Source organism: Nonomuraea sp. C10 (genome assembly GCF_008017515.1).
Lineage (GTDB): Bacteria > Actinomycetota > Actinomycetes > Streptosporangiales > Streptosporangiaceae > Nonomuraea > Nonomuraea ferruginea.
Genome location: NZ_VPFF01000001.1, coordinates 4,847,767 through 4,873,450, shown reverse-complemented (window position 1 = coordinate 4,873,450; position 25,684 = coordinate 4,847,767). Strand labels below are relative to the sequence as shown.

The window sequence follows — 25,684 nt, the reverse complement described above, 5'->3', positions numbered from 1 at the left end:
CAAGACAGGAGTTCCCCAGTGGTCCAGCACGTCCTCGTCGCCCCGGACAAGTTCAAGGGATCGCTGACCGCGGCCGAGGTGGCCGCGACCGTCGCCGCCGCTCTCGGCGTCCCCGCCGTCGAGCTGCCCGTCGCCGACGGCGGTGACGGCACCGTCGACGCCGCCGTGGCCGCCGGGTTCGACCGCGTGACCGTACGGGTGACCGGGCCCACCGGCGAGCCCGTCGACGCCTCGTACGCCAGGCGCGGCGAGACCGCCGTCGTCGAGCTCGCCGAGGCGTCCGGCCTGCGCCGCCTCCCGGCGGGGCCCGAGCCGCTCACCGCCACCAGCCACGGCACCGGCGAGCTGATCGCCGACGCCGTCAAGCAGGGCGCCACCCGGGTCGTGCTCGGCCTCGGCGGCAGCGCCTGCACCGACGGCGGCGCGGGCATGGTCCAGGCGCTCGGCGCGCGCCTCCTCGACGCCGGTGGCCGCGAGCTGCCGCGCGGCGGCGCCGCCCTGCGCGACCTCGACCGCGTCGACGTCTCCGGCTTCCTCGACGTCTCCGGCGTCACCTTCGTGGTGGCGAGCGACGTCGACAACCCGCTGCTCGGCCCGCACGGCGCCGCCGCCGTCTACGGGCCGCAGAAGGGCGCCACCCCCGAGCAGGTCAAGCTGCTCGACGCCGCGCTCGGCCGGCTCGCCGCCGTCGCCACCCGCACCCACGGCCTGGCGGGGGCCGTCGAGCACGACGACACGCCGCGCGCCATGGGCGTCGCGGGAGCGCCCGGCGCGGGCGCGGCCGGCGGCGTCGGCTTCGCCGCGCTCGCCTTCCTGCACGCCGACATCCGGCCCGGCATCGACTACCTGCTCGACCTGCTCGGCTTCCACCAGCACGTCAAGGGCGCCCGGCTGGTGATCACCGGCGAGGGGTCGCTCGACGAGCAGACCCTGCGCGGCAAGGCCCCCGCCGGCGTCGCCCGCGCCGCCGCCGCGGCGGGCGTCCCCGTCGTGGCCGTCTGCGGCCGCCGCACCCTCACCGACGAGCAGCTGCGCGAGGCCGGCATCGAGGCCGCGTACGCGCTCGCCGACCTGGAGCCCGACCTCGGCCGCTCCATGGCCGAGGCCCGCCCGCTCCTCGGACGCCTCGCGGCCCGGCTGGCCGCCGACCGGCTCACCTGAGGCGGGCCCGGCAGGAGGGCGCGTCCAGGGAGCCCAGAACGAGCAGCGAACGAGCGCTGAAGGAGCACGCCCGTGTACGACCTCGTGGTCCGATCACGCAGGACCGTCACCCCGGACGGCGAACGGCCGCTCGCCGTCGCCGTCCGCGACGGCCGGATCGCGTCCCTGCACGACCACGCCGCCCCGCTGGACGCCGCCGAGGACGTCGACCTGCGCGACCTCGCCCTGCTGCCCGGCCTCGTCGACACCCACGTGCACGTCAACGAGCCCGGCCGCACCCACTGGGAGGGGTTCGCCACCGCCACCAGGGCCGCGGCGGCCGGCGGCGTCACCACGATCGTCGACATGCCGCTCAACGCGCTCCCGCCCACCGTCAGCGTCGCCGCGCTGGAGGCCAAGCTGGCCGCCGCCGGCGGGCGATGTCACGTCGACGTCGGCTTCTGGGGCGGCGCCGTGCCCGGCAACCTCAAGGAGCTCCGGCCGCTGCACGACCGGGGCGTGCGCGGGTTCAAGTGCTTCATGTCGCCGTCCGGCGTGGACGAGTTCCCCGAGCTCGGCCTCGGGGAGATCCGGCAGATCATGACCGAGCTGGCCGGGTTCGGCGGGCTGCTGGTCGTGCACGCGGAGGACCCCGCCCTGCTGACCGGCTGCGCCGGGCCCGGCTACGCCGCGTTCCTGGACTCCCGGCCGGAAGCGGCCGAGCGCAGTGCCGTCGAACAGGTCGTCCGGCTCGCCCGCGAGACCGGCGCCCGCGCGCACATCCTGCACGTCTCCGGCGCCGGCTGCCTCGACGTGCTGGAGGCCGCGCGGGCCGAGGGCCTCCCGGTCACCGGCGAGACCTGCCCCCACTACCTGACCCTCACCGCCGAGGACGTGCCCGACGGCGACACGGCCTACAAGTGCTGCCCGCCCATCCGCTCCGCCGCCAACCGCGACCGGCTCTGGGACGGCCTCGCCCGGGGCGTGCTCGACTGCGTCGTCACCGATCACTCGCCGTCCACGGCCGACCTCAAGGTGCCCGACTTCGCCGCCGCCTGGGGCGGCGTCTCCTCACTCCAGCTCGGGCTGCGCGCCGTCTGGACCGAGGCATCCCGGCGCGGGCACGGACTCGGCGACGTCGTGCGCTGGATGTCGGCCGCCCCCGCCCGGCTGGCCGGGCTGCGCGGCAAGGGCGGCATCGAGCCCGGCAACGACGCCGACCTGGTGGCCTTCGACCCCGACTCCGCCGAACCCGTCGACGCCCGGCGGCTGCACCACAAGAACCCCGTCACCCCGTACCAGGGACGCCGCCTCAAGGGCGCCGTGCTCACCACCTGGCTGCGGGGCAGGCCCGCCGACGACGTCCCGCACGGGACCTTCCTGCTGGGAGCGTAGATGCGCGACTTCACCCGCCTGCCCGACCTCGCGCTGCGCCACCACGGCGGGTCCGTGATCGCCGCCAGCGACGAGTCGTTCGCCGGGAAGGAGAACCTCATCCGGCCCGGCAAGCCCGCCTTCCAGCCCGCGACGTTCGCCGGCACGGGCCAGGTCTACGACGGCTGGGAGACCCGCCGCCGCCGCGGCCCCGGCCACGACTGGGCGATCGTCCGCCTCGGCCTGCCCGGCGTGATCCGCGGCGTGGTCGTCGACACCGCCTGGTTCACCGGCAACCACCCGGCGCACGCCGCCGTCGAGGCCGCCCACGTGCCCGGCCACCCGTCCGCGGCCGAGGTGGAACGGGCCGGCTGGGTCACCATCGTGCCCATGAGCCCGCTCAAGGGCGACAGGGAGCACCCCTTCGAGGTGGCCGACGAGAGCCGCTACACCCACGTACGGCTGAACATGTATCCCGACGGCGGCATCGCCCGGCTGCGCGTGCACGGCGAGGCCCGCCCCGACCTGTCCGTGTGGGACGGGCTCGGCCTCGACCTCGCCGCGCTGGAGAACGGCGGGCTGGTCACCGCCTGCTCCGACGAGTTCTACTCCTCACCCGGCAACGTCATCGCCCCCGGCACGGCCCGCAACCAGGCCGAGGGCTGGGAGACCGCGCGCCGCCGCGACGGCGGCAACGACTGGCTCGTCATCCGCCTGGCCGGACGCGGCCGCGTCAGCCTCGCCGAGATCGACACCACGAACCTGGTCTTCAACGCGCCCGCCGCCGTGACGCTCACCGGCCTCGACGGCGACCGCGAGGTCCCGCTGCTGCCCGGGACACCGCTCCGGCCCGACACGCCGCACCGCTTCCGGCTCGGCCAGCACGACCCCGTCGACCACGTACGCGTCGACATCCACCCCGACGGCGGCCTGGCCCGCGTGCGGCTCTGGGGCCACCTGGCCTAGTGCCAGAGGTGGACCTCCGCGCCCGGCGGCCGCTCGGAGTTGGGCCCCGGGCGCTGGAACCGCACCACGCCGCTGTTGGACAGGTTGTGCACCCGCACCCGGAAGCCCTGCGCCTGCAGCTCGTTCTTGGCGTCGTTGATGCCCTTGCCCATCACGCCCGGCATGATCCGGAACTCCTGGTCGTCGCGGGCCTCGTTGTCGCCCCGGAACCAGTGCCAGAAGTCGGTCTCGCAGCGCGCCACCGTGACCATCGCCGGGATGCCCTGGTCGACCTCGGACTTGGGCTTCGGCGACTGCGCGATCACGGTGCACGGCTCGGCGTCGTCGTCGACCTCGTTGACCTGCACCTGGAAGCCCTGCTGCGTCAGGAACGCGGCCGCCTCGTCCTTCGGCATGCCGGACACGTCGGGCATGACCAGGCCGGCGCTCACGTAGATGTCGACCTTGGCGCCTTCCTTGACCTTCTCGCCCACCTGCGGCGAGGTGCGGATCACGTGGTTGCGCTGCACCTCGAGGTTCTTGACGCGGCGCATCTTGCCGACCGTCAGCCCGGCCTCGCCGATCGCCGCCCTGGCGTCGTCCTGCGTCAAACCGGCGGTCTTCGGCACCAGCACCCGCTTCGGGCCCAGCGAGGGCACCAGCGTGATCGTGGTGCCGGCCTCCACCTCGGTGCCGTGGACCGGCTCCATGGCCAGCACCGACCCCTCGGCGACCTTCTCGTCATGGCGGCCCTCGACCCTGGCCACCTGGAAGCCCTGCGCCCGCGCGCTGCGCTCGGCCACCGCGAGGTTCTTGCCCACCAGATCGGGCACGATCTTGTAGCTCTTCTGCGCGAAGTAGAGCCCGGTCGCCGCCACCGCACCCACCATGATCACGGCCAGCGCCGCCAGGAACCAGACCGGCTTGACCCGGCCGCCCCGCGAGCGCGCCGGCGGAGGCGTGGGGACCTCCGCGCGCGGCTGGATCAGGGTGTGGGCCGGAGCCGCCGGCGGGCTGGTGAACGCGCCGGTCGGACGCGCCTGCTGCGCGCCCGACAGCCTCGGCAGCGTCCGGTGCGCCTCGACCGCCTGCACCAGCATCGCCGTCGCGTCCGCGGGGCGGTCGTGCGGCTCGCGCGCCGTCGCCTGCGCCACCAGCGTGTCGATCAACGCCGGCACGTCGGCCGCCAGCGACGACGGCGCGGGCACCGTGTCGTGCACGTGGCGGTAGGCCACCGACATCGGCGTCTCGCCGTCGTACGGCTGCCGGCCCGTCACCAGCTCGAACAGCATGATGCCGGCCGCGTAGACGTCACTGCGCACGTCGGCGCCGCCGGTCGTCACCTGCTCGGGCGACATGTAGCCGATCGTGCCGATCATCACGCCGGTGCGCGTCTGGTTGGTCGCCTCGATCGCGCGGGCCAGGCCGAAGTCGACCACCTTGATGCGGCCGTCGTCGGCCAGCAGCACGTTCTCGGGCTTCACGTCGCGGTGGACCATGCCCGCCTGGTGGGCGGCGCCGAGCGCCGCCAGCACCGGGATCATGATCTCCAGGGCCTCTCGGGCGGGCAGCCTGCCACGGTCGCGCAGCACGTCACGGAGCGTCTTGCCGGGCACGTACTCCATCGACAGGTAGACGACGTCGCCGTCGGTGCCCTGATCGAAGACGTGCACCACGTTCGGGTGCGAGAGGCTGGCCACCGACTTCGCCTCGCCGATGAACCTGCGCACGAACGCCGGGTCGTCGGCCAGCGAGCGGTGCATCACCTTGAGCGCGACGGTCCGGTCCAGCCGGATGTCGAGCGCCAGGTAGACAGTCGCCATGCCACCCCGGGCGATCCGGGACTCGACGCGGTAGCGCCCGTCGAGCAGCCGACCTACCAGAGGGTCCGCAGTCGTCGTGTCCACCCGGCTGAGTTTACGGGCGTTTCGCCCCCGGGAGGGCCTGACCATCCGAAAGTGATGCCGACCCGTGCCGTTCCGTGACGCAAGCGTACTCCTGGGCCGGTGGAGAACCGCATTTCCGGGGCTCGTACCGCTCCCGGAAGTCCCTGGGAAGAAGTTCTCCTGGAAGGCCCGCGGGCTTTCCAGGAGAACCGGCACCGTCAGGGAGACATCGGGGACGAAGCCTCCGCGTACCGGCGGCGGGGGATCCGGCCCGCCAGCCGGGCCGCCCGCCCGGCCTGGACGGCCGACCGCATCGCCGAGGCCATCAGCTCGGGCCGCTGCGCCCGGGTGACCGCCGTCGCCAGCAGCACCGCGTCGCACCCCAGCTCCATCGCCAGCGCCGCGTCGCTGGCCGTGCCGATGCCCGCGTCCAGGACCACCGGCACCCCGGCCGCCTCCACGATCAGCTCGATGCTGTGCGGGTTCCTGATCCCCAGCCCGGAGCCGATCGGCGAGCCCAGCGGCATCACCGCCGCGCACCCCGCCTGCTCCAGCCGCCTGGCCAGCGCCGGGTCGTCGCCGATGTACGGCAGCACCACGAACCCGTCGGCCACCAGCCGCTCCGCCGCGTCGAACGTCTCGATCGGGTCCGGCAGCAGCGTCCGCTCGTCGGCGATGACCTCCAGCTTGACCCAGTTCGTGCCCAGCGCCTCGCGCGCCAGCCGCGCCGTCAGGACGGCGTCGCCGGCGGTGAAGCAGCCGGCCGTGTTGGGCAGCACCTTGATGCCGCGCCGGCGCAGCACGTCGAGCACCGACCCGCGGGCGTGCGGGTCGAGCCGCCGCATCGCCACCGTGGTCAGCTCGGTGCCCGACGCCTCCAGCGCCTGGTCCAGAACCTCCAGCGAGGGGGCGCCGCCGGTGCCCATGATGAGCCGGGAGCCGAACTTCTCCCCGGCGATGACCAGATCATCCACCTTGCACCGCCGTCAGCACCTCCACGCGGTCGCTGTCGCGCAGCGCCGTCGTCTCCCACGCGCTGCGGGTGACCACCTCGTCGTTCACGGCCACCGCCACGCCGGTGGCGGACTCGGTCAGGGACCGTACGGCCTGCGCGACGGTCATGCCCTCGGCCACCTCGCGGGCGGCCCCATTGATCATCACATTCATGAAACATCCTTGAATCTCGCCGGTGAGCACAATGTCGCGAGGTCGGCCTCCTCGCCTTCGAGGATCGCGGCGGTGAGCGGCGTCAGCAGCACCCCGCCACGATGGTGACCGGTCGCCAGCACCAGCCCCGGGATCCCGCTCGGCCCGATGACCGGCAGGTTGTCCGGCGTGCCGGGCCGCAGCCCCGCCACCACGTCGGCCACCTCCAGCTCCGTGACGCCCGGCACCAGCTCCCTGGCGTCGCGCAGCAGCTCGTAGACACCGCCCGCGGTCACCCTGGTGTCGAAGCCCAGCTCCTCCTGGGTGGCTCCGACCACCAGCTCCCCGTCGCCCCGCGGCACCAGGTAGACCGGGTTGCCGTGCACGGTCCCGCGCACGCACCGCCCGATCAGCGGCTGGGCCGACCTCAGGCGCATGATCTGCCCCTTGACGGGCCGTACCGGCACATCCGCCAGCTCCCCGCTCCACGCCCCCGCCGCCAGCACCACCCGCTCCGCGACCAGCGTCTCGGGCTCCCATCCGGGCGGCGCACCCGGCGAGATCCCGGGGACGGCGCCCGACTCCGGAGGGGCCAGCCGTACGCCGGACACCCGGTCGCCGTCACGCAGCAGCTCGGTGACCCGGGCGCGCACCACCGGGACGCCGAGCCGCTCCAGCGCGGCGAGCAGCGCCGCGGTGACGCGGCGAGGATCCACCCACGCGTCCGTACGGGCCAGCAGCCCGCCCCGGACGGAGGGCGCCAGCATCGGCTCCAGCCGCCGGCACTCGCGCCCGGTCAGGCGCTCGACCGGCAGCCCCAGCTTCTCCATGAACCCGGCCTGCTCGTCGAGCATCGCCAGGTCGTCGGGCCCGAACGCGACGTCGAGCGTCCCGTCGTCCCGCAGATCCAGCCCGGCCCGCGCGGCCGCCAGCCGTTCGCTCCCCTCGCCGGATTCCCCGAACCCCCAGGGTGACGCGGCGGCCCGCCCGTCCTCGCCGCCGGCCGACGGACGCCTCCCGCCGGCGGACGAGAGGTCGAAGGCCGGGAAGCGCCCGTCGCCGGGGACGGCGGACGCAGCCGCCGGGCCGGCGCCCGCGGGCGTGGAACCGGCGTGCCCCGTCTCGCCGTGAGGGGTGACCACGTGGGTGTTCGTGGGAAGCGTGCCCTCGGCGGGGACGGCCGAGCCGGACTGCCCGGCGTGAGTGTTCGGGGTGGTGGTCGTCCGAGGGGCGGAGACGCTCGTGTCGGACTGAGCGGTGAGGGTGGTGGCCGGTCCGTCGGATCCGGGAGCGGTGAGTCCGGCGTCGGCGGCGAGGGCGGCGGCGAAGGCGGGCCAGCGGCGCAGGGAAGCGACGCCGAGACGGAGCAGGGGCTCTTCGGTGTAGGCGACCTCGCTGATCGGGGCCAGCATGCCCGCCGCCGCATAGGAGGCGCCACGGGCGGGGGACGGATCCACCACCACGACCTCGCGGCCCTGCCTGGCCAGCCGCCAGGCGATCGACAGGCCGACGACGCCGCCTCCGACGATCACATCCATGTCCGCTCCCTTCGCCGGCATGATCCGGATCAGGTGTCTTGCGGTCGAAGGCCCGGTGAAGCCTTCCTCTCAGCCCGGTGACGGCCGGACTCCCGCGCGTCGTGCACCCCCACCTTACGACCTCCCACGACAGACCGGCACGCCGGTGCCGGGGGAGGTCGCCCCACCCGCGCGCCGCCACCGCCGAGACCGCGAAGATCGCGACCGGGCATCCTTGGAGACCGAGTTCCCGCCCTCACCGACGGCCGGCCGACCGGCCATGGATTCACCGGCCATGGATCCACCGGGCGTGGATCCACCGGGCGGTCCTGGGTCCTCCGGGCGGTCCAAGGCCCTCCGGGCTGCCCTGGGCCTTCGGGCGGTATCGGGCCCTTCGAGTGGTCTCGGCCTTCGGGAGGTTCTGGCCCTTTCGGGCGCTTCTGGGTTCTCCGGGCTGTCCTGGGCTCTTCGGGTGGTCTCGGGCTTCCGTGGGGTTCGGAGCTTCTCGGGCGGCACCGGCGTTCTTCGGGTGGGTCCTGCGGCAATCCTCGGCTGGGCTACTCCGGCAGGGCGCGATCATGCTCGTGGACGTACCAGAGCGGGTGGCTGTCCCGAATCGCCCTCGCCCCCGAGAGTTCCGTGGGTGCGTATGTCGTCTGCCCAACCTCCACGGATGATCTCCGGTGGCGAGGAGGTGGAGTGCCAGGTGGGGGAGGAATCGGGGCTCGGGGCGACGCTGTGGGGCGGCCCCCGTTATGGTCGCTTACGTGAATCATGTCGTGGTGGTGGGAGCCGGACTGTCAGGTGTCAGGAGCGTCGAGGCGCTGCGCGCACGCGGGTTCGGCGGCAGGATCACGCTGATCGGGCAGGAGCGCCACCGGCCCTACGACCGGCCGCCCCTGTCGAAGTCCGTGCTGCTGGGCGACGCCGACTCCAGCTTCGTCGACTCCGACCTGGCGGCGCTCGAAGTGGACTTCTGGCCGGGCGTCGCCGCCAAGGCGCTGCGCGAGGGCGCCGTGGAGACGACCGAGGGCGAGCTGGGCTACGACGGGCTGGTCATCGCCACCGGTGCCGAGCCGATCCTGCTCCCCGGTGACGGCCCGCAGCACGTCCTGCGTACCCTCGACGACTCGCTAGAGCTGCGCGCCCGGCTGGTTCCGGGCGCGCGGGTGGCGGTCATCGGCGCGGGCTGGATCGGCGCCGAGGTGGCCACGGCCGCACGCCGGGCAGGCTGCGCGGTGACGGTGGTCGAGGCCGGCCCCGCCCCGCTCACGCACGCCGTCGGCGCCGAGCTCGGCGCCCGCACCCAGCACTGGTACGAGGGCATCGACCTGCGCCTGGACACCATGGTCGCCTCCGTCGAGGAAGGCGGCGTGTCGCTGGTCGGCGGCGGGTTCGTGGACGCCCACGTGGTGGTGACGGGCATCGGCGTCCGCCCGGCCGTCGAGTGGCTCGCCGACGCCGACCTCGACCTGCACAACGGCGTCGTCACCGACGAGCACCTGCGCACGTCGCTGCCGAACGTGGTCGCCGTCGGCGACTGCGCCGCCTGGTGGTCGCGCCGCTTCGGCACGCGGCTGCGGGTCGAGCACTGGGACACCGCGCTGGGCGCGCCCGAGGTGGCCGCCGCGACGCTGCTGGGCGAGGAGGCGGTGTACGACCCGGTCCCGTACTTCTGGTCGGAGCAGTTCGGGCACATGGTCCAGTACGCCGGCCACCACCCGGCCGGCGAGCGGCTGGTCTACCGGGGCGAGGCGACGGGCAAGTGGTCGGCCTGCTGGCTCGCCGGCGACGACACTCTCGCCGCGGTGCTGGCCGTCGACCGGCCGCGCGATCTCGTCCAGGGGCGCCGGATCATCGAGGCGGGCCACCGGCTCGACACGGAACGCCTGGTAGATCCGGACGTGCCCCTACGGGATTGTGTTGTTTGAGCAAGCGCGGCATGTGGTAGTTGTGGTTTCGTGACGCTTTCTGTTGCACAGATCGACCGGGAGACCGATGCCCTCGTCGACGAGTGGCTCACTCTCCCCGAAGTGGCCGACCGCATGGGTCTCACCATGGGTCGCGCCAAGCAGCTCCTCAAGGACCACAAGCTCCTCGGCGTGCGCCGGGGCAGCGGCGGGCCACAGGTGCCCGCGGTGTTCCTCGACGGCCGAGATGTCATGAAGGGTTTGCCTGGCACACTCACCGTCCTGCAAGACGCGGGCTACGACGACGTCGAGTCGCTGCGCTGGCTCTTCACCCCCGACGACTCACTGCCAGGCTCGCCCGTCGAGGCGATCAGGGCGGGCCGCCACACCGAGGTCAAGCGACGTGCCCAGGCCCTCGCTTTCTGACGCCCGCCTCTACCTCTGCACCGACGGACGGCGCGAGCGCGGCGACCTCGCCGAGTTCCTCGACGTGGTGCTCGCCGGCGGCGTGGACATCGTCCAGCTCCGCGAGAAGGGGCTGGAGGCCCGCGAGGAGCTGGAGCTCCTTGAGGTGTTCCGCGACGCCTGCGACCGCCACGGCAAGCTGCTGGCGGTCAACGACCGGGCCGACATCGCCTACGCCGCCCGGCCCGACGTGCTCCACCTGGGGCAGGACGACCTTCCGGTGACGGTCGCGCGAGAGATGCTCGGCGACGACATCGTCATCGGCAGGTCCACCCACTCCGTCGCCGAGGCTTCCGCCGCGGCGGTGGAGGAGGGCGTCGACTACTACTGCTGCGGTCCGATCTGGCCCACACCCACCAAGCCCGGCCGTCACGCGCCCGGCCCGCCGCTGCTCCGGCACGCGGCGTCGCTCGGCGCGGATCGGCCGTGGTTCGGCATCGGCGGCATCGACCTGGCCAACCTGGACGAGGTCATGTCGTACGGGGTCAGGCGGGTCGTCGTGGTGCGCGCGATCACCGACGCCGAGGACCCGGGCGCGGCAGCGGCCGAGTTCGCCAAGCGCCTGACCGACGGCCCCGGCTGACGGCCGGCGTCCCGCCGGTTGAGGCCGGGCCGTGGCCGGCCGTCCTGCCAGGGCGCACGCCGGTCCCGCTGGCTGTCCTGCTGGGCCGCTCGCCAGGTCATGGCCGGTGGTTTCGGCCTGGGCCGAGGTGGCTCAGGTCTTGCGCGCGGTGGCGGCCACGGCCAGTTCGGACAGGGCTGTGCGGGCCTCGGCGATGATCGGCGCCTGCTCCAGCGAGGCCAGGGCCTCACCGAGGTAGTCGGCGATCATGTCTTCGCACTCCCGCAGCGCGCCCGTACCCTCGATGATGTCGCGGAGGGCGGCGACGCCGTCGCCGTCGAGCCCGGGGTCGCCGAGCAGGCGCCGGACGGTCGCCGCGCCGGCCGGGGAGGCGGCCGCGAGCGTGCGCGCCACGAGCATCGTCCGCTTGCCCTCGCGCAGGTCGTCGCCGGCGGGCTTGCCGGTCGTCGCCGGGTCGCCGAACACGCCGAGGATGTCGTCACGCAGCTGGAAGGCGATGCCCACGCGGGTGCCGTACGTGGTGCACAGCTCGTCCACCCACGGCAGCCGCCCGCCCGCCGCCAGCACCAGGCCGAGCCTGAGCGGCTGCTCGACGGAGTACTTGCCGCTCTTGTAGAGGGCGACCCGCAGGGCCGAGTCGAAGGTGTTCTCGCCGTTCGCCTGCTCCAGCAGGTCGAGATACTGGCCGCACATCAGCTCGGTGCGCATGTGGTCGTGCACCGGCTGGGCCGCCGCCAGCGCCCGCGCGGGGAGCCCGCTGGTGCGCCACATCTCGCCCGACCAGATCAGCAGCAGGTTGCCCAGCAGGATCGCCGCGCCCTCGCCGAACTGCTCGGCCGACCCGTGCCAGGCCGACTTCTCGTGCAGCGCCTGGAAGCGGCGGTGCGCGGCCGGCATCCCGCGGCGCAGGTCGCTCTTGTCCATCACGTCGTCGTGCACCAGCGCGCTCGCCTGCAGCAGCTCCAGCGAGGCGGCGGCGGAGAAGACGCCGGGCTCGTCGCCGCCGCCCGCGGCCCGCCAGCCCCAGTAGCAGAAGGCGGGGCGCAGGCGCTTGCCCCCGGCCAGCAGGTCCTCCGCCGCGTCGCGGAGCGGCCGGAAGTCGGGCTCGCCGTCGGAAGGGAGGCGCCGTTCGACGAACTCCCTGAGGCGGAGGTCCACCTGGGATCGCAGGTCGTCCATGCTCGCGGCGTCAATGGTCATGCTCTGAAGACTAGTGGCCCAGCAGGGAAAGGCCAGCGACCAGGTTGGGGCGGGTCACGAGTGGGCCTGCGGGTACGCTTGGGCCATGGCGCTTGGTCAACCCTCCATCCTGCCCGGCCGTGTCCCCACCGTCCGCGAGTTGCTCGCCTCCGGTGGCCGGTCGTTCTCCTTCGAGTTCATGCCGCCGAAGACCGACGAGGGCCAGCGGCAGCTGTGGAAGGCGATCAGGGAGCTGGAGTCGCTGCGGCCGACGTTCGTCTCGGTGACCTACGGCGCCGGCGGCTCCAGCCGCGACCGCACGGTCGACATCGTCGAGCGGCTGGCCCACGGCACGACGCTGACCCCGGTCGCCCACTTCACCGCGGTCAACCACTCGACGCGCGAGCTGCGCCACCTGATCGGCCGCTTCGCCGACGCGGGCGTGCGCAACATCCTCGCCGTGCGCGGCGACCCGCCCGGCGACCCCACCGGCGAGTGGATCCCCCACCCCGAGGGCGTCCTGTACGCGGAAGACCTGGTCAGGCTGATCCGCCAGTCGGGCGACTTCTGCGTGGGCGTGGCCGCGTTCCCCTACAAGCACCCGCGCTCTCCGTCGATCGAGTCCGACACCGAGTACTTCGTGCGCAAGTGCCAGGCCGGCGCCGACTACGCGATCACGCAGATGTTCTTCCGCGCCGACGACTACCTGCGGCTGCGCGACCGGGTCGCGGCCCGCGGCTGCGACACGCCGATCATCCCGTGCGTCATGCCCGTCACGCAGATGAGCACGATCGCCCGGTCCGAGCAGTTGTCGGGCGCGCCGTTCCCTCCGGAGGTGGCCGCCCGGTTCGAGAAGGTCGCCGACGACCCGGCGGCGGTGCGCGCGCTCGGCATCGAGCACGGCGCCGAGCTGTGCCAGCGGCTGCTCGACGAGGGCGCGCCCGGCATCCACTTCATCACCTTCAACCGGTCGAGCGCCTCGCGGGAGGTGTTCCAGCGGCTGCGGCACGCACCGGCCCTGACCGTCTGACGCGCGGGCGCGACGGGTGTTGACTGGGAGCGTGATCGCCGACTTCTGGTTCGACCCGTCCTGCCCGTACACCTGGCTGACCTCGCGGTGGCTCCTGGAGGTGACCGGGGTCCGCCCGGTCGAGGTGCGCTGGCACGTGCTCAGCCTCGCCGTGCTCAACGAGGGCCGCGACGACGATCCCGAAGGTGACCCCGAGGGCTACCTGTGGGTGCCGGCGCGGATCGCGGCCGTGGTGGCCGACCGCTATGGCCAGGAGGCGCTCGGCCGCTTCTACACCGCGCTGTGGACCACCGGCGGCGCCGACCAGGACTGGATCGGCGACCTGCGCACGGCGCTCACCTCCGCGGGCCTGCCCGCCGACCTGGCCGAGGCCGGGCTCACCGGCGAGCACGACCATCTGGTACGGGCCTCCCACGCCGAGGGCATGGCGCTCATCGGCGGCGAGGCCGGCACCCCCGTGGTCGCGGTCAGCGGGGCCGGCCAGGACCGGGTGGTGTTCTTCGGCCCGGTCATCTCGCGGGTGCCGGAGGGCGAGCAGGCCGGGCGGCTGTGGGACGGCACGCTCCTGGTCGCCGGCACCCCGCACTTCCACGAGCTGAAGGGCCTGCCCCACGAGGAGCCCGCCACCCCATGACCTACGAGCCGACGCTCCCGCCGGAGCACGTCGAGCGCATCCGCCGCTGGCACGAGCGGGCGTACGCGGCCGCCAGGGCCGAGGCCGGCGACGACGGCCGGACCTTCCACCATCTCGGCCTGACCCTGCACGTGCCCCCGCAGGTCCAGCCGATCGCCGGCATGTCGCACCCGCTCGGCGAGGCGGTCCTCGCCGAGGTGCGCGACGGCGACCGGGTGCTCGACATGGGCACCGGCTGCGGGGTCAACGCCATCCTGGCCGCCTCGCGGTCTCGCGACGTGGTCGCGGTGGACGTCAACCCGCACGCCGTCGAGGCGGCCCGGGGCAACGCCGCGCGCAACGGCGTGGCGGACCGGGTCACGGTGCTGGAGAGCGACGTGTTCGCCGCCGTCGAGGGAGACTTCGACCTGATCGTCTTCGACCCGCCGTTCCGCTGGTTCGCGCCCCGCGACCTGCTGGAGAGGGCCACGACCGACACGGGCTATGCCGCGCTGACGAGGTTCTTCCGTGACGTGCGGGGATACCTGCGGCCGGGCGGGCGGGTGCTGCTGTTCTTCGGCACCACCGGAGACCTGCCGTACGTGCGGCGGCTGGTCGGCGAGGCGGGGTTCGCCGCCGCGGAGGTGAGCCGGGAAGAGCTCGTCAGGGACGGCTGGCGGGTGGAGTACGTGACCTTCCGGCTGACTCGGGACGCCACCCGCCCGCAGGGGGACCGAGCGGGTGGCGTCGGGGATGGGTGTGCGGAAGGTAGCGGGTGAGTAACTTTCCGTAAAGGTGATGCCCTCCGTAATGACCCGCAAAACCTCAGGTCATGACCCGGTCAGAGGGAGTCGCCTGCCGACGATGGCGTACTCCTCGAACCCTCCGGGGAAGACGAACCGGGACAGCAGGTCCATGAACCCCATGGACGCGTAGAGGTGGCGGGCGATCGTCGGCCGGTCGTGGGTGGAGAGCACGGCCGTGCGTTCCGCCCGGCCCGCGCACAGGGTGGTGATCATGGCGCGGCCGATGCCCTTGCGCTGGAAGTCGGGATGCACGTGGATCTCGGCCAGCTCGAACGCGTGGCCCAGCCACGCGTCGGCCGCGTCGGCGCCGGACTGGTCGGCCAGCGCGCGGTGGACGACGTCGTGCCACCACTGGCCGGGCGCGCCGCGGAAGCCGTACGCGAAGCCGACGATCTTCGGCCCCTCCGGAGCATCACGCCATTCGGCGAAATAGCACTGGAAAAATGGATATGTCCCGTGATTGCGCATGATGGCGGTACGACCGGCGATCTGTTCCTCCGGCGTGCGCATGGCGGCGGTGTAGATGTCGATCACCGTGTCCAGCCGTTCGGTGAACTCGGCGGGTCCCGCGCCGCGAAACTCGATCACCGTCGCACCCTATTCCCTGCCGTCCGCGGTCATTCCACATCCACGGGCGTGCCGCCGGTGATTCGCAGGAGCTCGTCGAACGTGGTCGGGAAGACGGTGTGCGGATGGCCGCCGGCGGCCCACACCACATCGTGCTTCTGCAGCCAGGTGTCGACCAGCGTGCGCACCGGCGCCGGATGGCCCACCGGGGCGACTCCGCCGATCGGCTGCCCGGTCGCTTCTCTGACGAACTCCGGCGTCGCCCGCCGTACCTTCGAGACTCCCGCCGTGCGGGCGACGAGTTCCACGTCGACCCGGTGCGCGCCGCTGGTCAGCACCAGCAGCGGCGCCCCGTCCGCGTCGAAGATCAGGCTGTTGGCGATGGCGCCGACCTCGCAACCGAGCTGCGCGGCGGCCGTGGCCGCGGTGGGCGCCTTCTCGGGCAGCACCACGATCTCGCCGGTCGCTCCCAGGCTCCGGAGGGCGTTTTCCACTCTTACCGCGTTGGCGGGCAACTTCTCGGGCATGCGGACACTCTAAACAGATTGACTCCCGCATTACCCCGTTGAGCGGTGGTGTAGGGTCCTTTGATTCGCTTGTTACCTGCTTGAGAGGTGATACCGGTGAGGGCTCGACGGCTTCCGGGAGTGCTCGCCCTCCTCACCGCCGGGGCGGTCGCGCTCGCCGGTTGCGGAGTGGCACCCGCCGAGACGGCGTCCCACTCGATCACCGCCGCCGCGGGCCGGCTCGCCGAGCCTCCCCCGGCCGTGACCGCGCCGGACAAGAAGCTGAAGCTGGGCGCCAAGGGCAAGGCGGTCGTCTGGCTCCAGAAGCGGCTGCGCGAGCTCGGCTACCGGCCGGGCAAGGCCGACGGGCGCTACGGCGGCACCACGCTCGGCGCCGTGTGGGCGTTCCAGAAGGTCAACGGCATCAAGCCGACCAGCACCATCGGCAAGGCCACCTGGCGGGCGCTGGAGCAGCCCAGGACCCCCAAGGTCCTGGCCCGGAACGGCAAGCGGACCCGCGCCGAGGTCAACCTGAGCACGCAGATCATGACCCTGTACGTCGGCGGCGAGCTGAAGCTGATCAGCCACATGTCGTCCGGCAGCGGCGTGCCCTACTGCGAGACCACCGTGTGGCAGGGCAAGGAGCAGCGCTTCTGCGGCTCGGCCACCACGCCCACGGGCACGTACAAGACCACCTGGCGGCGCGACGGCTGGCACAAGTCCTACCTCGGCGAGCTCTACAACCCGATCTTCTTCAACGGTGGCATCGCCTTCCACGGCGCGCTCTCGGTGCCGTTGTATCCCGCCTCCCACGGCTGCGTGCGGCTGCCGATGAACGTGGCGGAGGAGCTGCCCGGCCTGCTGGGCACCGGGGTCCCGGTCCACGTGCGGGGGAAGTTCAGGCGGTGACCGCGCCGGGCCGCCGGCTCACACGTTCGACAGCCCGCGCATCGAGATCTCCGCAGCGGCCGTGATGGCCTCCCACACCTGTTCCTGCGAGTCGCCCCTGGTCAGGCTCATCACGGCGGTCAGCTTGACCGCGCCGACCAGCGAACCCACCATCGCGGCCGCCTCCAGCGCGCCGAGCTCGCCCTCGTACGCCCGCTCCACCGCCTCGGCGAGCTGGAGCTGCTGCTCGAACAGCACATGCAGGGCGCGTGCCTGCAGCGAGGGCACGGTCAGCATGAGCTCCATGCGGGCCGCGGCCTCCGCCAGGTCGAAGTTGCCGGGGTCGACGGCCCATTCCAGGCTCGCCCGGATCACCCGCACCAGCAGCTCGGCCACCGGCTCGCCGGGCCGGCGCCCGGCCACCAGGTCGAGGACGTAGCGCATCCGCTCCGGGCCGTCATAGAAGATCACGTCTTCCTTGCTGGCGAAGTAGCTGAAGAAGGTGCGCGCCGACACCTCGGCCCCGGCGGCGATCTCGGCGATCGTCGTCTCCTCGAACCCCTTCTCCTGGAACGACCGGAGCGCGGCGGTCACCAGCGCCCGGCGCGTGCGCTGCTTCTTGCGCTCCCGTAGCCCGGTCATGCACGAAAGGATACCTCTGCTGCACACATTGCAAAATTGCATTCAATGAGGTTTTCTTGGTGGCGTCCTGGAGAAGGAGGCAGCCATGACCGACCTGACCCTGACCACGCGGCGGGAACGCCCGTTCGACCCGCCCGAGACGTACGCGAGGCTGCGCGAGCGCGGCGACGTGCACCGGATGAGGTACGCCGACGGACACGAGGGCTGGCTCGTGACCGGCTACGCGGCCGCCCGCGCGGTGCTGGCCGACCAGCGCTTCAGCAACCGGCCCGAGCTGGCGCACCCGCCCCTCGCGGCGCGCGCCGACCTCGCCGAGGAGATCCGCTCGCAGGAGTTCGAGGTCCCGCCCGGGTTCTTCCTGCGCACCGACGCGCCCGAGCACACCCGCTACCGCAAACTGCTCACCGGGCAGTTCACCGTACGCAGGATGAAGCAGCTCGAAGCCAGGATCGAGGAGATCACCGAGGCCCGGCTTGACGAGATGGAAGCCGCGGGCGGGCCGGTCGACCTCGTCGACGCCTTCGCGCTGCCCATCCCCTCACTGGTCATCTGCGAACTGCTCGGCGTCCCGTACGAGGAGCGGGCGGCCTTCCAGGAGGACACCAAGATCCTGGTGAGCCTGGACGCGCGGGCCTCCGACGCCCTCGCGGCCATCGGCCGCGTCTTCACCTACCTGTACGGGCTCGTCTCGCGCAAGCGTGAGCACCCGGGGGAGGACCTGCTCAGCGGCCTCATCGAAGGCGGCGAGCTGAGCGACGACGAGCTCACCGGCGTCGCGTTCCTGCTCCTGGTCGCCGGGCACGAGACCACCGCCAACATGCTCGGTCTCGGCACCTACGCGCTGCTCGCCGACCCCGCCCAGCTCGCCGCGCTGCGCGACGACCCGTCGCTGATCGGCAACGCCGTCGAGGAACTGATGCGCCACCTCACGATCATCCACGTCGGCCCGGTCAGGACCGCCCTGGAAGACGTCGAGATCGACGGCCACCTCATCAGGAAGGGCGAGTCGGTCACCCTCCACCTGCCGGTGATCAACCGCGACCCGTCCCGGTTCCCCGGCGGCGACCGGCTCGACGTCACCCGGCCCGCGACCGGCCACCTCGGCTTCGGCCACGGCATCCACCAGTGCCTCGGCCAGCAGCTCGCCCGCGCGGAGATGCGGATAGGGTTCGCGGCCCTGCTGCGCCGCTTCCCCGGCCTGCGGCTCGCAGTGCCGGCCGACGAGGTGCCGCTCAGGGCGGACATGGCCATCTACGGCGTGCACCGGCTGCCCGTCACCTGGTAAGCAGGGATTCATGAAGATAGAAGCCGACACGAACGTGTGCATCGGTGCGGGCATGTGCGCGCTCACCGTGCCAGAGGTTTTCGATCAGAGCGAGGAGGACGGGACGGTCGTGCTCCTGCAGCCCGTGCCGCCCGCCGAGCTGGAGGAGGGGGCTCGGCGAGCCGTGACGCTGTGTCCTTCGGGCGCGCTCAAGGCTGTCTGAGAGCGTAGACGCGGGTCGTGCCGAACACGTCGTCGCCCGTCCCGCGCCGGACCGTCCGCACGTGGCGGAAACGGCCCGTGCCGAGCAGGCAGGCCTCCTCGACGGGGTTGAAGTAGACGACGGTGAGGGGGCGCGGGCTGCGGTCGGCGGAGGCGATCAGCCGGTCCACGGCGGCGGCGAAGATCCGCCCGCGGAACGGGTTGTTCAGGAACACCACGCTGACGTTGTCCGGGATGTCGTACTCCAGCACGTCCGAGTGCACGAACTCGACGCCGCCGGCACGCAGCCGCAGCCGCGTGCCGGCCAGGTTGGACCGCGCGATCTCCGTCAGCTCGGGCGACAGCTCCACCCCGATCACCCGTCCGAACGGGTAGCGGCTGGCGGCCTCCAGCGCCATCCGGCCCTTGCCCGCGCCGAGATCGAGGAACACGTCGTGCTCGCTCACGTCGCTCACGGGCAGCGCCCGGCGCAGCGTGCCCCAGTGGGCGGGGGAGTAGTAGACCCGTTCCGGGTGATCGAGACCGAACTCGCTCAGGTCGGCGAAATCCGCCGTGTTCACCCCGTACCGGCCGTCGTACACCAGCCGCGCCAGCTTCTGCCGCAGGCCCCGCAGGACGACCGGGCCGCCCACGTGCAGGACGTCTTCGCCCAGCGGCAGTTGCGCCTCCCACGCGAACCCGACGGCGGCGGCCGCCCCGGCGACCAACGCCACGGGCCGCGCCACCCACCCGAACGACCCACCGCCCTCCCGCGTTCCGGCCTCGACGGTCTTCCGTCGTCCGCGACCGCCTTGCGCCTGGCCGAGGCGGTGTTCTGAGGGGCCGGGGAGTCGTTGTGGGAGGAGTGCCGGGGCTGTGCCGGCTCGGCCGCTCATGCGGGCCGGCCTGCGAGTTCGCGGTTCACGCGTGCGGCCACGCGGTGAGCGCGCCAGCCGATCAGGCCCAGTCCGCCTGTGAGCAGCCCGGCCTGCGCCAGGATCGTGGCCACCTGGACACCCTCCGGCAGCCCGACCGCCAGCTCGGCGGCGGCTGACACCACCAGCACCCCTGCCATGGCGGCGGCCAGCATGCGCATCGGGACCTTGGCCCAGGTGTGCGCCGCGTCCCATGCCTCGCGTGAGGCGAGCGTCTCCCGAGTGCGCAACCCGGCCAGGCCGTTGCGGCTGTCGACGGCACCGGATTCGTCATGGAACGGGATGAGGAGGAGCGCCAGGGCGGGAGCGGTGAGGATGGCGTTGATCAGGATGGGCCCCATCCCGCCATCGTAACCATGACCCGCGATCTCGGGAACGCCGCCGGAGCGGGCTCTCTCCGCTCGTGAGACGCTGCCGGAGCGGGCTCTCTCTGCTCGTGAAACGGCGCTGAGTCGGCTCCTCCCGCTCGGAAGCACCACCCCATCCACCCCCGCACACCTGCCTGAACATCCCGCCCTCTCCGTAGTGCGCAAGGCCACGCCATCTCCGTAGTGCAGGTCTCGAAGTTTCCCTTGAGAACGCCCTGTGGCATGTCGTCTCCCCAGAGGCGCTCGTGACAGCGTCGGCACTCCCTGGAGCACGTCGTCTCCCCGGGGACGCTCATAAGAGCGTCAGCTCCCTGAGAGGGGTGTCCTGTGGTGCACCGTCTCCTCAGAGCGCTCATGACGGCCTGGGCTCTCCTGAGAGTGCCCGTGGTATGCCGTCCGCGTCCGGGGGCTGCTCTTGGGGACGGCGGCGGGTCGGAAACCCCGGATTCGTCGGAGGTGCGGGGGTTAAGGAGCGTTCGCAGGTGAGGTGAGGGGCGTTGCAGCCCGCCGGTGACACCGTCATGGTCATCGAACCTGTGTTCGTGGAAGCGGTTGACACCGCGCGTGATCGAAATTATGTTCGACCATGTGACGTGAGGCTCGCGGCTCACGTCGGAAGGACCTGGTCGCGGGCCATGCGCTCCCCCAGCGCGGACCCGCGGTCAGGCTCCGAGGGCGAAGGGCGCGTCCTCGTCGTCGGCGGAGACGAGTGGGCGCGTCCTGGCCGGACGGGGAGAGGGGAAGCTCCTCGTCCGGCCGGCCCGGCGGAAATGTCGGTGGGGTCTGCGATCGTTGACCTCAACGGCGGACACGCCGGGAGTCGCCACGACTCTAGGAGGCGAACGACATGGCACCACGGCCCAGAGAAACGCCCGGGCCCCGGCTATCGCCTGCGGTTCGGGCTCACCTGACGGATTCACGTTCCTGCCTGGCGGAGGCGGCGACGGCTCGCTCCCCGGCATCGCGCTATGTGTCGGCCCACCTGGCCGCCCTGCGCGCCGCCGCGGCGATCCTGGCCGCCCGCCCGCAGCCCACCCAGGGTCGCAGGCGCCGCCTGCGGAGCGCATGGGAGCTGCTTCCCGAGACCGAGCCGTCGCTCGCCGAGTGGGCGGCCTACTTCGCGGCCAGCGCGGCCAAGCGGGCCGCCGCCGAGGCCGGCCTGGTGCGCGGCGTCAGCGCCGCGGACGCCGACGAGCTCCTGGCGGAGGCCGAGACCTTCGTCTGCACGGTCGAGGACATCCTGGGCGTCCCTGCCCAGCCCCAGCTCCCCGTGGACGTGCCCCTGGCGGGTTGACATCCCACCCACCCCCTACGAGCGCCCCGGTCTCCCTGCCGTCCACGCCCTCGCAGGAGGAGACGTAACGGGGCCAGGCGCCGGCCGTTCCGGCGGTCACCGCGCCGGTGGGATGTCCGCCGCTCTTTCCGGCACGTTGCTCGCCTTGCCGAGCCGCAGCCGGTCTGCTGCGGGTCCCGAGCCCGCAGTCCCGCGTCCCGCAGACGCCCGCAGTCTGCGTCCCGCGGACGCCCGTTGAGCTGAAACGCCCCGGTGCCCTGCGCTGCGCACGCGAGCTGCTCGATACACCCGATGGCGGCGAAACCCGCCTCCTCCGCCGTCCGGACGACCCGGCGCATCCCGTAGGGGCGGACGAGGGCGGTCGTAGCGCGCGTGTTGAGGGGGTAGCGCCTGCCGTCTGCCCGCGAGCCGCGCACGTGAGCTGACGCCTGCCGTCTGCCCGCGAGCTGACGCCTGCCGACGCCCGTGAGCCGACGCCCGTGAGGCGTCCCCGCGTCGCGACGCTCGTGGGTCGACGCTTGAGCCCGGGACGGGCAAGCCCGACGAAGACACCCCAGATGGGCGGCTCCTGTCAGGCGCTCGCCGAGGTCAGAGGCGTGTGGTGCCTCATTCTGCTCTGCGCCGGCGTCGAGCCGATGTCGCGGCGAAGCTGTGACGAGGGCGGCCCTGGTTGCCGTGTCGGCTTCGAAAGGGGAGCCGCGCCGCCGGAAGCATCGGCGGTCATGAGCAGGGAGACAGCATGGGAAAGCGCAGAGCCGGGTTCGCCACCGCTGTGGCGGCCACCGTCCTGGTGGCCGGAGCGGTGTTCCCGGGCGCCGCGTCGGCGGCGGAGCCCGTCGTGTGCACGTACAAGATCACTGCTGGTCACTGGTTCGTGGACCTGGGCAGGAACAAGGTCCGCTGGGCCGTGATGGGGCAGTTGGAGTCCGGCTATCGGTACAACACCCGCTACTTCGGGTCGGTGCTGTACCGCGCCATGAGGATGAGCCCGGTGTGGGGAGAGGCGACCAAGATGTCGCTGCAGGCGGGCTCCTCCCGTCTCGCGCCCGCGTGGCGATGGCCCGGCGCTGTGGCCGCCGGAGGGCCGCGTTTCCCGCGTCCCGCACGGGAGCGTGAGGTTGACAGGCGAGTGAAGGGCGCCGGGGACTAAACACGAGGTTTGTTGGATTATCGAGAACCCCGCTGAGGGAATGGCGGCGGACCGCTTTTTGGGCCCGGCGAAATGTCTGTTGTGCGGGGCTTTGTCAGAAAACAAGCAAGGGGCACGCCCGGATGGGCGCGCCCCTTGCCGCGGCTGTGGGAGCCGGGTCAGAACGTCTCGACCGCCCGGCGGGCCTCGGCGTCGAGGACGCCCCAGCTGATCAGCTCCTCGGTGAGCTCACTCGGCGACTTGTCATAGATCACGGCCAGGGAGCGCAGATCCTCCTGGCGGATCGACAGCACCTTGCCGTTGTAGTCGCCCCGCTGGCTCTGGATCGTGGCGGCGTAGCGGGCCAACGCCCCCGCCTTCTCCTTGGGCAGCGTGGCCAGCCTCTCCAGGTCGATCACAAGCTTGGGCGTCGGCCCGAGCGGGCTCGGCGCGGCACCGCCGGGCAGCAGCTCGGAGACGGGCACCCCGTAGAAGTCGGCAAGCTCGGCAAGCTTCTGCACCGTGACCGCACGGTCGCCGCGCTCGTACGAGCCCACGACCACGGCCTTCCACCTGCCACGCGACTTCTCCTCGACTCCATGCAGGGACAGGCCCTGCTGGGTGCGGATCGCGCGGAGTCGTGCACCAAGCGACTTTGCGTACTCAGACGGCATCGTGTGGCCCCCCGGCTCCTCGTATCTATAGCTCTCAGTAGATTGTGCTCCCTTGCGGCGAATGCCGTTGCCACCGGGGGTCCGATGCCGCTCGGGCACCAATCGGTAGCGATGGCCCTGGGTTCACCCCAGGACGCCGCGCAGGTGCTGGTTACGCACAGTGACGGTAAAGGGGTCGACGCCTAAGGTCAAGCTGATTGGAAAAAAGATGCCGAATCCGGTCCAGCATGGAACGCCTCATTAGCCCCTTCTGTCCCCGTAGTAACTGTACTTCGTCATAGTTTGCCGAGTAACCACAGCGGTTTCGGCACCGGGGGCGAAGAAGTCAGGCCTGGCGTGTCAGAACCAGGACGGGACAGGTCGCCGCCCGTACGATCTTGATGCTGGTGTCGCCCAGGAACACCCGCCTGAGCGGCCCGGTGCCGCTGGAGGCGCAGATGATCAGCTCGCCCCGCTCCCAGGTGCCCGCCCGCATGGCCGCGGCGACGCTCCGGCCCTCGAACACCTCCACGTCCACGCGGGTGCCCAGCCGCTGCCCGCGGGCGGCGGCGGTCAGGTCGGCCATGGCCTGGTCGCGCATCCCCGTCAGCATCTCCTCGCCCAGCGGATGCCGGCGGTGAGCCGCCTCGACCAGGGTGACCAGCCGCAGCGGCAGGTCCAGCGCGGCCGCGATCCCGGCCGCCCCCTTGACCGCCGCGTCGGCGCAGCGGCCGCGCCGGTAGGCGAGGGTCAGCCGGGTCAGCTCGGCGGGCGGGTCCTCGGCGTACCCGCGCGGGGCCAGCAGCACGGGCACCGGAGAGGAGTGCAGAAGCTGGTCGGCGGTGCTGCCCAGCGAGATGCGACCCCGCCGGCCCCGCGGCGCCGAGCCGATCACCACCACGTCCGCGCCGCGCTTGCGGGCCAGCTCCACCAGGCCGCGCCCGCTGCCCCGGTGGGTGTAGGCGATCAGGCCCGCTTCGTCGCCGGCGAGCTCGGCCGCCTGCGCCAGCGTGGCCTCGGCCTGCTCCTGGAGGAACGCCGCCCACGCGGTCGCCTCCGCCCGGGCGGGCCCCGGCGTGCTCCACGCGGGCGGCTTCACGAACGCCACCTCCAGGCGGGCGCCGGCCTGCCGGGCCAGTAGCACGGCCACCGCCAGGCCGTCGCGGCCACGAGGCTCGGGGACGAACCCGCTCAGCACATTCTCGATCTTCATCTAGGGCACCTCGGCGTTCAGCCGCGAGTGGCGGTAGCCGTACAGGAAATAGCAGAGCAGCCCGGCCAGCATCCACAGCCCGAACGCGACCCAGGTGACGCCGGCCAGCCCGCCCATCACCAGGAAGCAGAACACCACCCCCAGCGCCGGGGTGACGGGGAAGAACGGCGTGCGGAAGCCGCGCGGCAGGCCGGGGCTGCGGTAGCGGAGCACCAGCACGCCCGCGTTCACGATCGCGAACGCGAACAGCGTGCCGATGCTGGTCGCCTCCACGAGATGGCCGAGCGGCAGAAGCCCGGCGAGCACGCAGACGAAGGCGGTGACGATGAGGGTGTTGGCCGCCGGCACCTGCCGCCTGGGGCTCACCCGCTGGAACACGCGCGGGACGAGCCCGTCGCGGGACATGGCGAACAGGATGCGCGTCTGCCCGTACATGACCGTGAGCACCACGCTGGCGATGGCGATGACCGCGCCGAAGGAGATGATCAGGCCCGCCCAGGTGGAGCCGGTGGCCAGGTCGGCGATGAGCGACAGGCTGGCCTCGGTGCCCTCGGGGTCGAAGTCGGTCCACGGCATCGCGCCGATCGCGGCCACGGCCACCAGCACGTAGACGACGGTCACGATGACCAGCGACAGCACGATGGCCAGGGGCAGGTCGCGCCTGGGGTTCCTGGCCTCCTCACCGGCCGTCGAGGCGGCGTCGAAGCCGATGTAGGAGAAGAACACCTGCGAGGCCGCCGCCGTGATGCCGGCCACGCCCATCGGCGCGAACGGCGCGAAGTTCCCCGCGCTGAAGCCGGTGAACGCCACCAGGCAGAAGAACAGCAGCACCGCTATCTTGATCAGCACGAACACCACGTTCGCCGCCGCGCTCTCGGAGGCCCCGCGCAGCAGCACCCAGGTGGCCAGCACCACGATGAGGATGGCGGTGAGGTTGACCACGCCGCCGTCCTGGCCGGGTGACCGGGTGATCGCGTCGGGCAGCGTCCAGCCGGCCAGGCTCCGCAGGAACGCGTTGAGGTACTCGCCCCAGCCGACCGCCACGGCCGCCACCGAGACCGCGTACTCCAGCATCAGGCACCACCCGCACACCCAGGCCACCAACTCGCCCAGCGTCGCGTACGCGTAGGAGTAGGACGACCCGGACACCGGGATGGTCCCGGCGAGCTCCGCGTACGAGAGCGCGGAGAACAGCGCGGTGATCGCGGCCAGCACGAACGCCAGGACCACCGACGGGCCCGCCTTGGGCACGGCCTCGCCCAGGATGACGAAGATGCCGGTGCCGAGGGTGGCGCCGACGCTGAACAGCGTCAGCTGCCACAGCCCCATCGTGCGGCGCAGCTCGCCGCCCTCGCCGCGGCCGCTCTCGGCGACGAGCCGCTCGGTGGGCTTGGTCCTGAAGAGCCGTCGCACGACCGCCATGACTGCCT

The 25,684-nt window shown here is 72.5% G+C and carries 27 protein-coding genes and 1 riboswitch; of the genes, 14 read left to right on the top strand and 13 right to left on the bottom strand.

The features are described from left to right. The first annotated feature begins 18 nt into the window (after positions 1 to 18). The 3 genes from FR742_RS22425 to alc all read left to right on the top strand — a co-directional run bounded on the left by FR742_RS22425 (position 19) and on the right by alc (position 3,480). Complete coding sequence (locus FR742_RS22425) at positions 19 to 1,161, top strand: glycerate kinase (RefSeq protein WP_148032754.1); 1,143 nt, start codon at positions 19 to 21, stop codon at positions 1,159 to 1,161. A gap of 72 nt (positions 1,162 to 1,233) precedes the next feature. Continuing rightward, positions 1,234 to 2,535 carry an allantoinase AllB gene (gene allB / locus FR742_RS22420; protein ID WP_148032753.1) on the top strand — a complete coding sequence of 434 codons (1,302 nt, stop codon included), beginning with the start codon at positions 1,234 to 1,236 and terminating at the stop codon, positions 2,533 to 2,535. After that, complete coding sequence (gene alc, locus FR742_RS22415) at positions 2,536 to 3,480, top strand: allantoicase (RefSeq protein ID WP_148032752.1); 945 nt, start codon at positions 2,536 to 2,538, stop codon at positions 3,478 to 3,480. Here alc and pknB read toward each other — a convergent pair. The 4 genes from pknB to FR742_RS22395 all read right to left on the bottom strand — a co-directional run bounded on the left by pknB (position 3,477) and on the right by FR742_RS22395 (position 8,029). After that, positions 3,477 to 5,366 carry a Stk1 family PASTA domain-containing Ser/Thr kinase gene (pknB, locus tag FR742_RS22410; RefSeq protein WP_261808677.1) on the bottom strand — a complete coding sequence of 630 codons (1,890 nt, stop codon included), beginning with the start codon at positions 5,364 to 5,366 and terminating at the stop codon, positions 3,477 to 3,479. The two genes, alc and pknB, sit on opposite strands and share 4 nt — an antisense overlap. A 197-nt stretch (positions 5,367 to 5,563) precedes the next feature. Further along, positions 5,564 to 6,319, bottom strand: a complete 756-nt coding sequence (locus tag FR742_RS22405) for a thiazole synthase (protein WP_148032750.1) — start codon at positions 6,317 to 6,319, stop codon at positions 5,564 to 5,566. After that, positions 6,312 to 6,512, bottom strand: coding sequence for a sulfur carrier protein ThiS (gene thiS, locus FR742_RS22400; protein ID WP_148032749.1), 201 nt, complete (start codon positions 6,510 to 6,512; stop codon positions 6,312 to 6,314). Before thiS ends, FR742_RS22405 begins: the two co-directional genes overlap by 8 nt. Further along, entirely contained in the window at positions 6,509 to 8,029 is a 1,521-nt protein-coding gene (locus FR742_RS22395; protein ID WP_396989590.1) for an FAD-dependent oxidoreductase, read from the bottom strand. The genes thiS and FR742_RS22395 overlap by 4 nt, the downstream gene beginning before the upstream one ends. Beyond that, positions 8,019 to 8,135, bottom strand: a riboswitch (TPP riboswitch). It overlaps the preceding gene by 11 nt. 640 nt (positions 8,136 to 8,775) lie before the next feature. On the opposite strand from FR742_RS22395, the gene FR742_RS22380 reads away from it, so the two are divergent. The 3 genes from FR742_RS22380 to thiE are packed head-to-tail and all read left to right on the top strand — an operon-like array spanning position 8,776 to position 10,966. After that, the gene (locus FR742_RS22380) at positions 8,776 to 9,939 is read left to right on the top strand and encodes an NAD(P)/FAD-dependent oxidoreductase (protein ID WP_261808676.1); all 1,164 of its coding nucleotides are present in this window, start codon (positions 8,776 to 8,778) and stop codon (positions 9,937 to 9,939) included. Positions 9,940 to 9,969: 30 nt separating this feature from the next. Beyond that, positions 9,970 to 10,344: an Rv2175c family DNA-binding protein gene (locus FR742_RS22375; protein ID WP_148032747.1), complete on the top strand. Its 375-nt coding sequence runs from the start codon at positions 9,970 to 9,972 to the stop codon at positions 10,342 to 10,344. Further along, positions 10,322 to 10,966, top strand: a complete 645-nt coding sequence (gene thiE, locus FR742_RS22370) for a thiamine phosphate synthase (protein ID WP_148032746.1) — start codon at positions 10,322 to 10,324, stop codon at positions 10,964 to 10,966. The genes FR742_RS22375 and thiE overlap by 23 nt, the downstream gene beginning before the upstream one ends. 132 nt (positions 10,967 to 11,098) lie before the next feature. Here the strand turns inward: thiE and FR742_RS22365 are convergent, their stop codons facing one another. Continuing rightward, on the bottom strand, positions 11,099 to 12,166 hold the full coding sequence (locus FR742_RS22365) for a polyprenyl synthetase family protein (RefSeq protein ID WP_148032745.1): 1,068 nt from the start codon (positions 12,164 to 12,166) through the stop codon (positions 11,099 to 11,101). Positions 12,167 to 12,251: 85 nt separating this feature from the next. Here FR742_RS22365 and metF point away from each other — a divergent pair, with 85 nt between their 5' ends. From metF to FR742_RS22350, 3 genes are read left to right on the top strand one after another with little or no spacing between them, the layout of a single operon-like run. Next, complete coding sequence (metF, locus tag FR742_RS22360) at positions 12,252 to 13,175, top strand: methylenetetrahydrofolate reductase [NAD(P)H] (RefSeq protein WP_148032744.1); 924 nt, start codon at positions 12,252 to 12,254, stop codon at positions 13,173 to 13,175. 31 nt (positions 13,176 to 13,206) lie between these two features. Further along, positions 13,207 to 13,809: a DsbA family protein gene (locus tag FR742_RS22355; protein WP_261808675.1), complete on the top strand. Its 603-nt coding sequence runs from the start codon at positions 13,207 to 13,209 to the stop codon at positions 13,807 to 13,809. After that, the gene (locus tag FR742_RS22350) at positions 13,806 to 14,567 is read left to right on the top strand and encodes a methyltransferase (RefSeq protein ID WP_148032743.1); all 762 of its coding nucleotides are present in this window, start codon (positions 13,806 to 13,808) and stop codon (positions 14,565 to 14,567) included. Before FR742_RS22355 ends, FR742_RS22350 begins: the two co-directional genes overlap by 4 nt. A gap of 51 nt (positions 14,568 to 14,618) precedes the next feature. On the opposite strand, the gene FR742_RS22345 is transcribed toward FR742_RS22350, so the two are convergent. Together FR742_RS22345 and FR742_RS22340 are read right to left on the bottom strand one after the other, a co-directional pair. Then, positions 14,619 to 15,182, bottom strand: a complete 564-nt coding sequence (locus FR742_RS22345) for a GNAT family N-acetyltransferase (RefSeq protein WP_187281260.1) — start codon at positions 15,180 to 15,182, stop codon at positions 14,619 to 14,621. A gap of 29 nt (positions 15,183 to 15,211) precedes the next feature. After that, positions 15,212 to 15,688, bottom strand: coding sequence for a YbaK/EbsC family protein (locus FR742_RS22340; RefSeq protein ID WP_148032742.1), 477 nt, complete (start codon positions 15,686 to 15,688; stop codon positions 15,212 to 15,214). Positions 15,689 to 15,784: 96 nt separating this feature from the next. On the opposite strand from FR742_RS22340, the gene FR742_RS22335 reads away from it, so the two are divergent. Further along, positions 15,785 to 16,576: a L,D-transpeptidase family protein gene (locus FR742_RS22335; protein ID WP_261808674.1), complete on the top strand. Its 792-nt coding sequence runs from the start codon at positions 15,785 to 15,787 to the stop codon at positions 16,574 to 16,576. An 18-nt stretch (positions 16,577 to 16,594) separates the two neighbouring features. Here FR742_RS22335 and FR742_RS22330 read toward each other — a convergent pair whose 3' ends face one another. Beyond that, positions 16,595 to 17,197 (bottom strand): TetR/AcrR family transcriptional regulator, encoded by a 603-nt coding sequence (locus FR742_RS22330; RefSeq protein ID WP_148032741.1) that lies wholly within the window; start codon positions 17,195 to 17,197, stop codon positions 16,595 to 16,597. An 85-nt stretch (positions 17,198 to 17,282) separates the two neighbouring features. Between FR742_RS22330 and FR742_RS22325 the strand changes: the two genes are divergently transcribed. Both FR742_RS22325 and FR742_RS22320 read left to right on the top strand, forming a co-directional pair. After that, on the top strand, positions 17,283 to 18,482 hold the full coding sequence (locus FR742_RS22325; protein ID WP_148032740.1) for a cytochrome P450: 1,200 nt from the start codon (positions 17,283 to 17,285) through the stop codon (positions 18,480 to 18,482). A 10-nt stretch (positions 18,483 to 18,492) separates the two neighbouring features. Beyond that, on the top strand, positions 18,493 to 18,684 hold the full coding sequence (locus FR742_RS22320) for a ferredoxin (protein WP_148032739.1): 192 nt from the start codon (positions 18,493 to 18,495) through the stop codon (positions 18,682 to 18,684). Here the strand turns inward: FR742_RS22320 and FR742_RS22315 are convergent. Both FR742_RS22315 and FR742_RS22310 read right to left on the bottom strand, forming a co-directional pair. Beyond that, positions 18,671 to 19,396, bottom strand: a complete 726-nt coding sequence (locus FR742_RS22315; protein ID WP_261808673.1) for a trans-aconitate 2-methyltransferase — start codon at positions 19,394 to 19,396, stop codon at positions 18,671 to 18,673. The two genes, FR742_RS22320 and FR742_RS22315, sit on opposite strands and share 14 nt — an antisense overlap. Before the next feature lie 158 nt (positions 19,397 to 19,554). Further along, positions 19,555 to 19,938 (bottom strand): SdpI family protein, encoded by a 384-nt coding sequence (locus FR742_RS22310; RefSeq protein ID WP_148032737.1) that lies wholly within the window; start codon positions 19,936 to 19,938, stop codon positions 19,555 to 19,557. An 874-nt stretch (positions 19,939 to 20,812) separates the two neighbouring features. On the opposite strand from FR742_RS22310, the gene FR742_RS22305 reads away from it, so the two are divergent. Together FR742_RS22305 and FR742_RS22300 are read left to right on the top strand one after the other, a co-directional pair. Beyond that, positions 20,813 to 21,259, top strand: a complete 447-nt coding sequence (locus FR742_RS22305) for an SAV_6107 family HEPN domain-containing protein (RefSeq protein WP_148032736.1) — start codon at positions 20,813 to 20,815, stop codon at positions 21,257 to 21,259. A 739-nt stretch (positions 21,260 to 21,998) separates the two neighbouring features. Continuing rightward, complete coding sequence (locus tag FR742_RS22300; protein WP_148032735.1) at positions 21,999 to 22,409, top strand: hypothetical protein; 411 nt, start codon at positions 21,999 to 22,001, stop codon at positions 22,407 to 22,409. Between the two features lie 158 nt (positions 22,410 to 22,567). Here the strand turns inward: FR742_RS22300 and FR742_RS22295 are convergent, their stop codons facing one another. The 3 genes from FR742_RS22295 to FR742_RS22285 all read right to left on the bottom strand — a co-directional run bounded on the left by FR742_RS22295 (position 22,568) and on the right by FR742_RS22285 (position 25,676). After that, the gene (locus FR742_RS22295) at positions 22,568 to 23,062 is read right to left on the bottom strand and encodes a transcriptional regulator (RefSeq protein ID WP_148032734.1); all 495 of its coding nucleotides are present in this window, start codon (positions 23,060 to 23,062) and stop codon (positions 22,568 to 22,570) included. Positions 23,063 to 23,387: 325 nt separating this feature from the next. Beyond that, the gene (locus FR742_RS22290; protein WP_148032733.1) at positions 23,388 to 24,254 is read right to left on the bottom strand and encodes a universal stress protein; all 867 of its coding nucleotides are present in this window, start codon (positions 24,252 to 24,254) and stop codon (positions 23,388 to 23,390) included. Then, on the bottom strand, positions 24,255 to 25,676 hold the full coding sequence (locus FR742_RS22285; RefSeq protein ID WP_148032732.1) for an amino acid permease: 1,422 nt from the start codon (positions 25,674 to 25,676) through the stop codon (positions 24,255 to 24,257). Positions 25,677 to 25,684 lie beyond the last annotated feature (8 nt).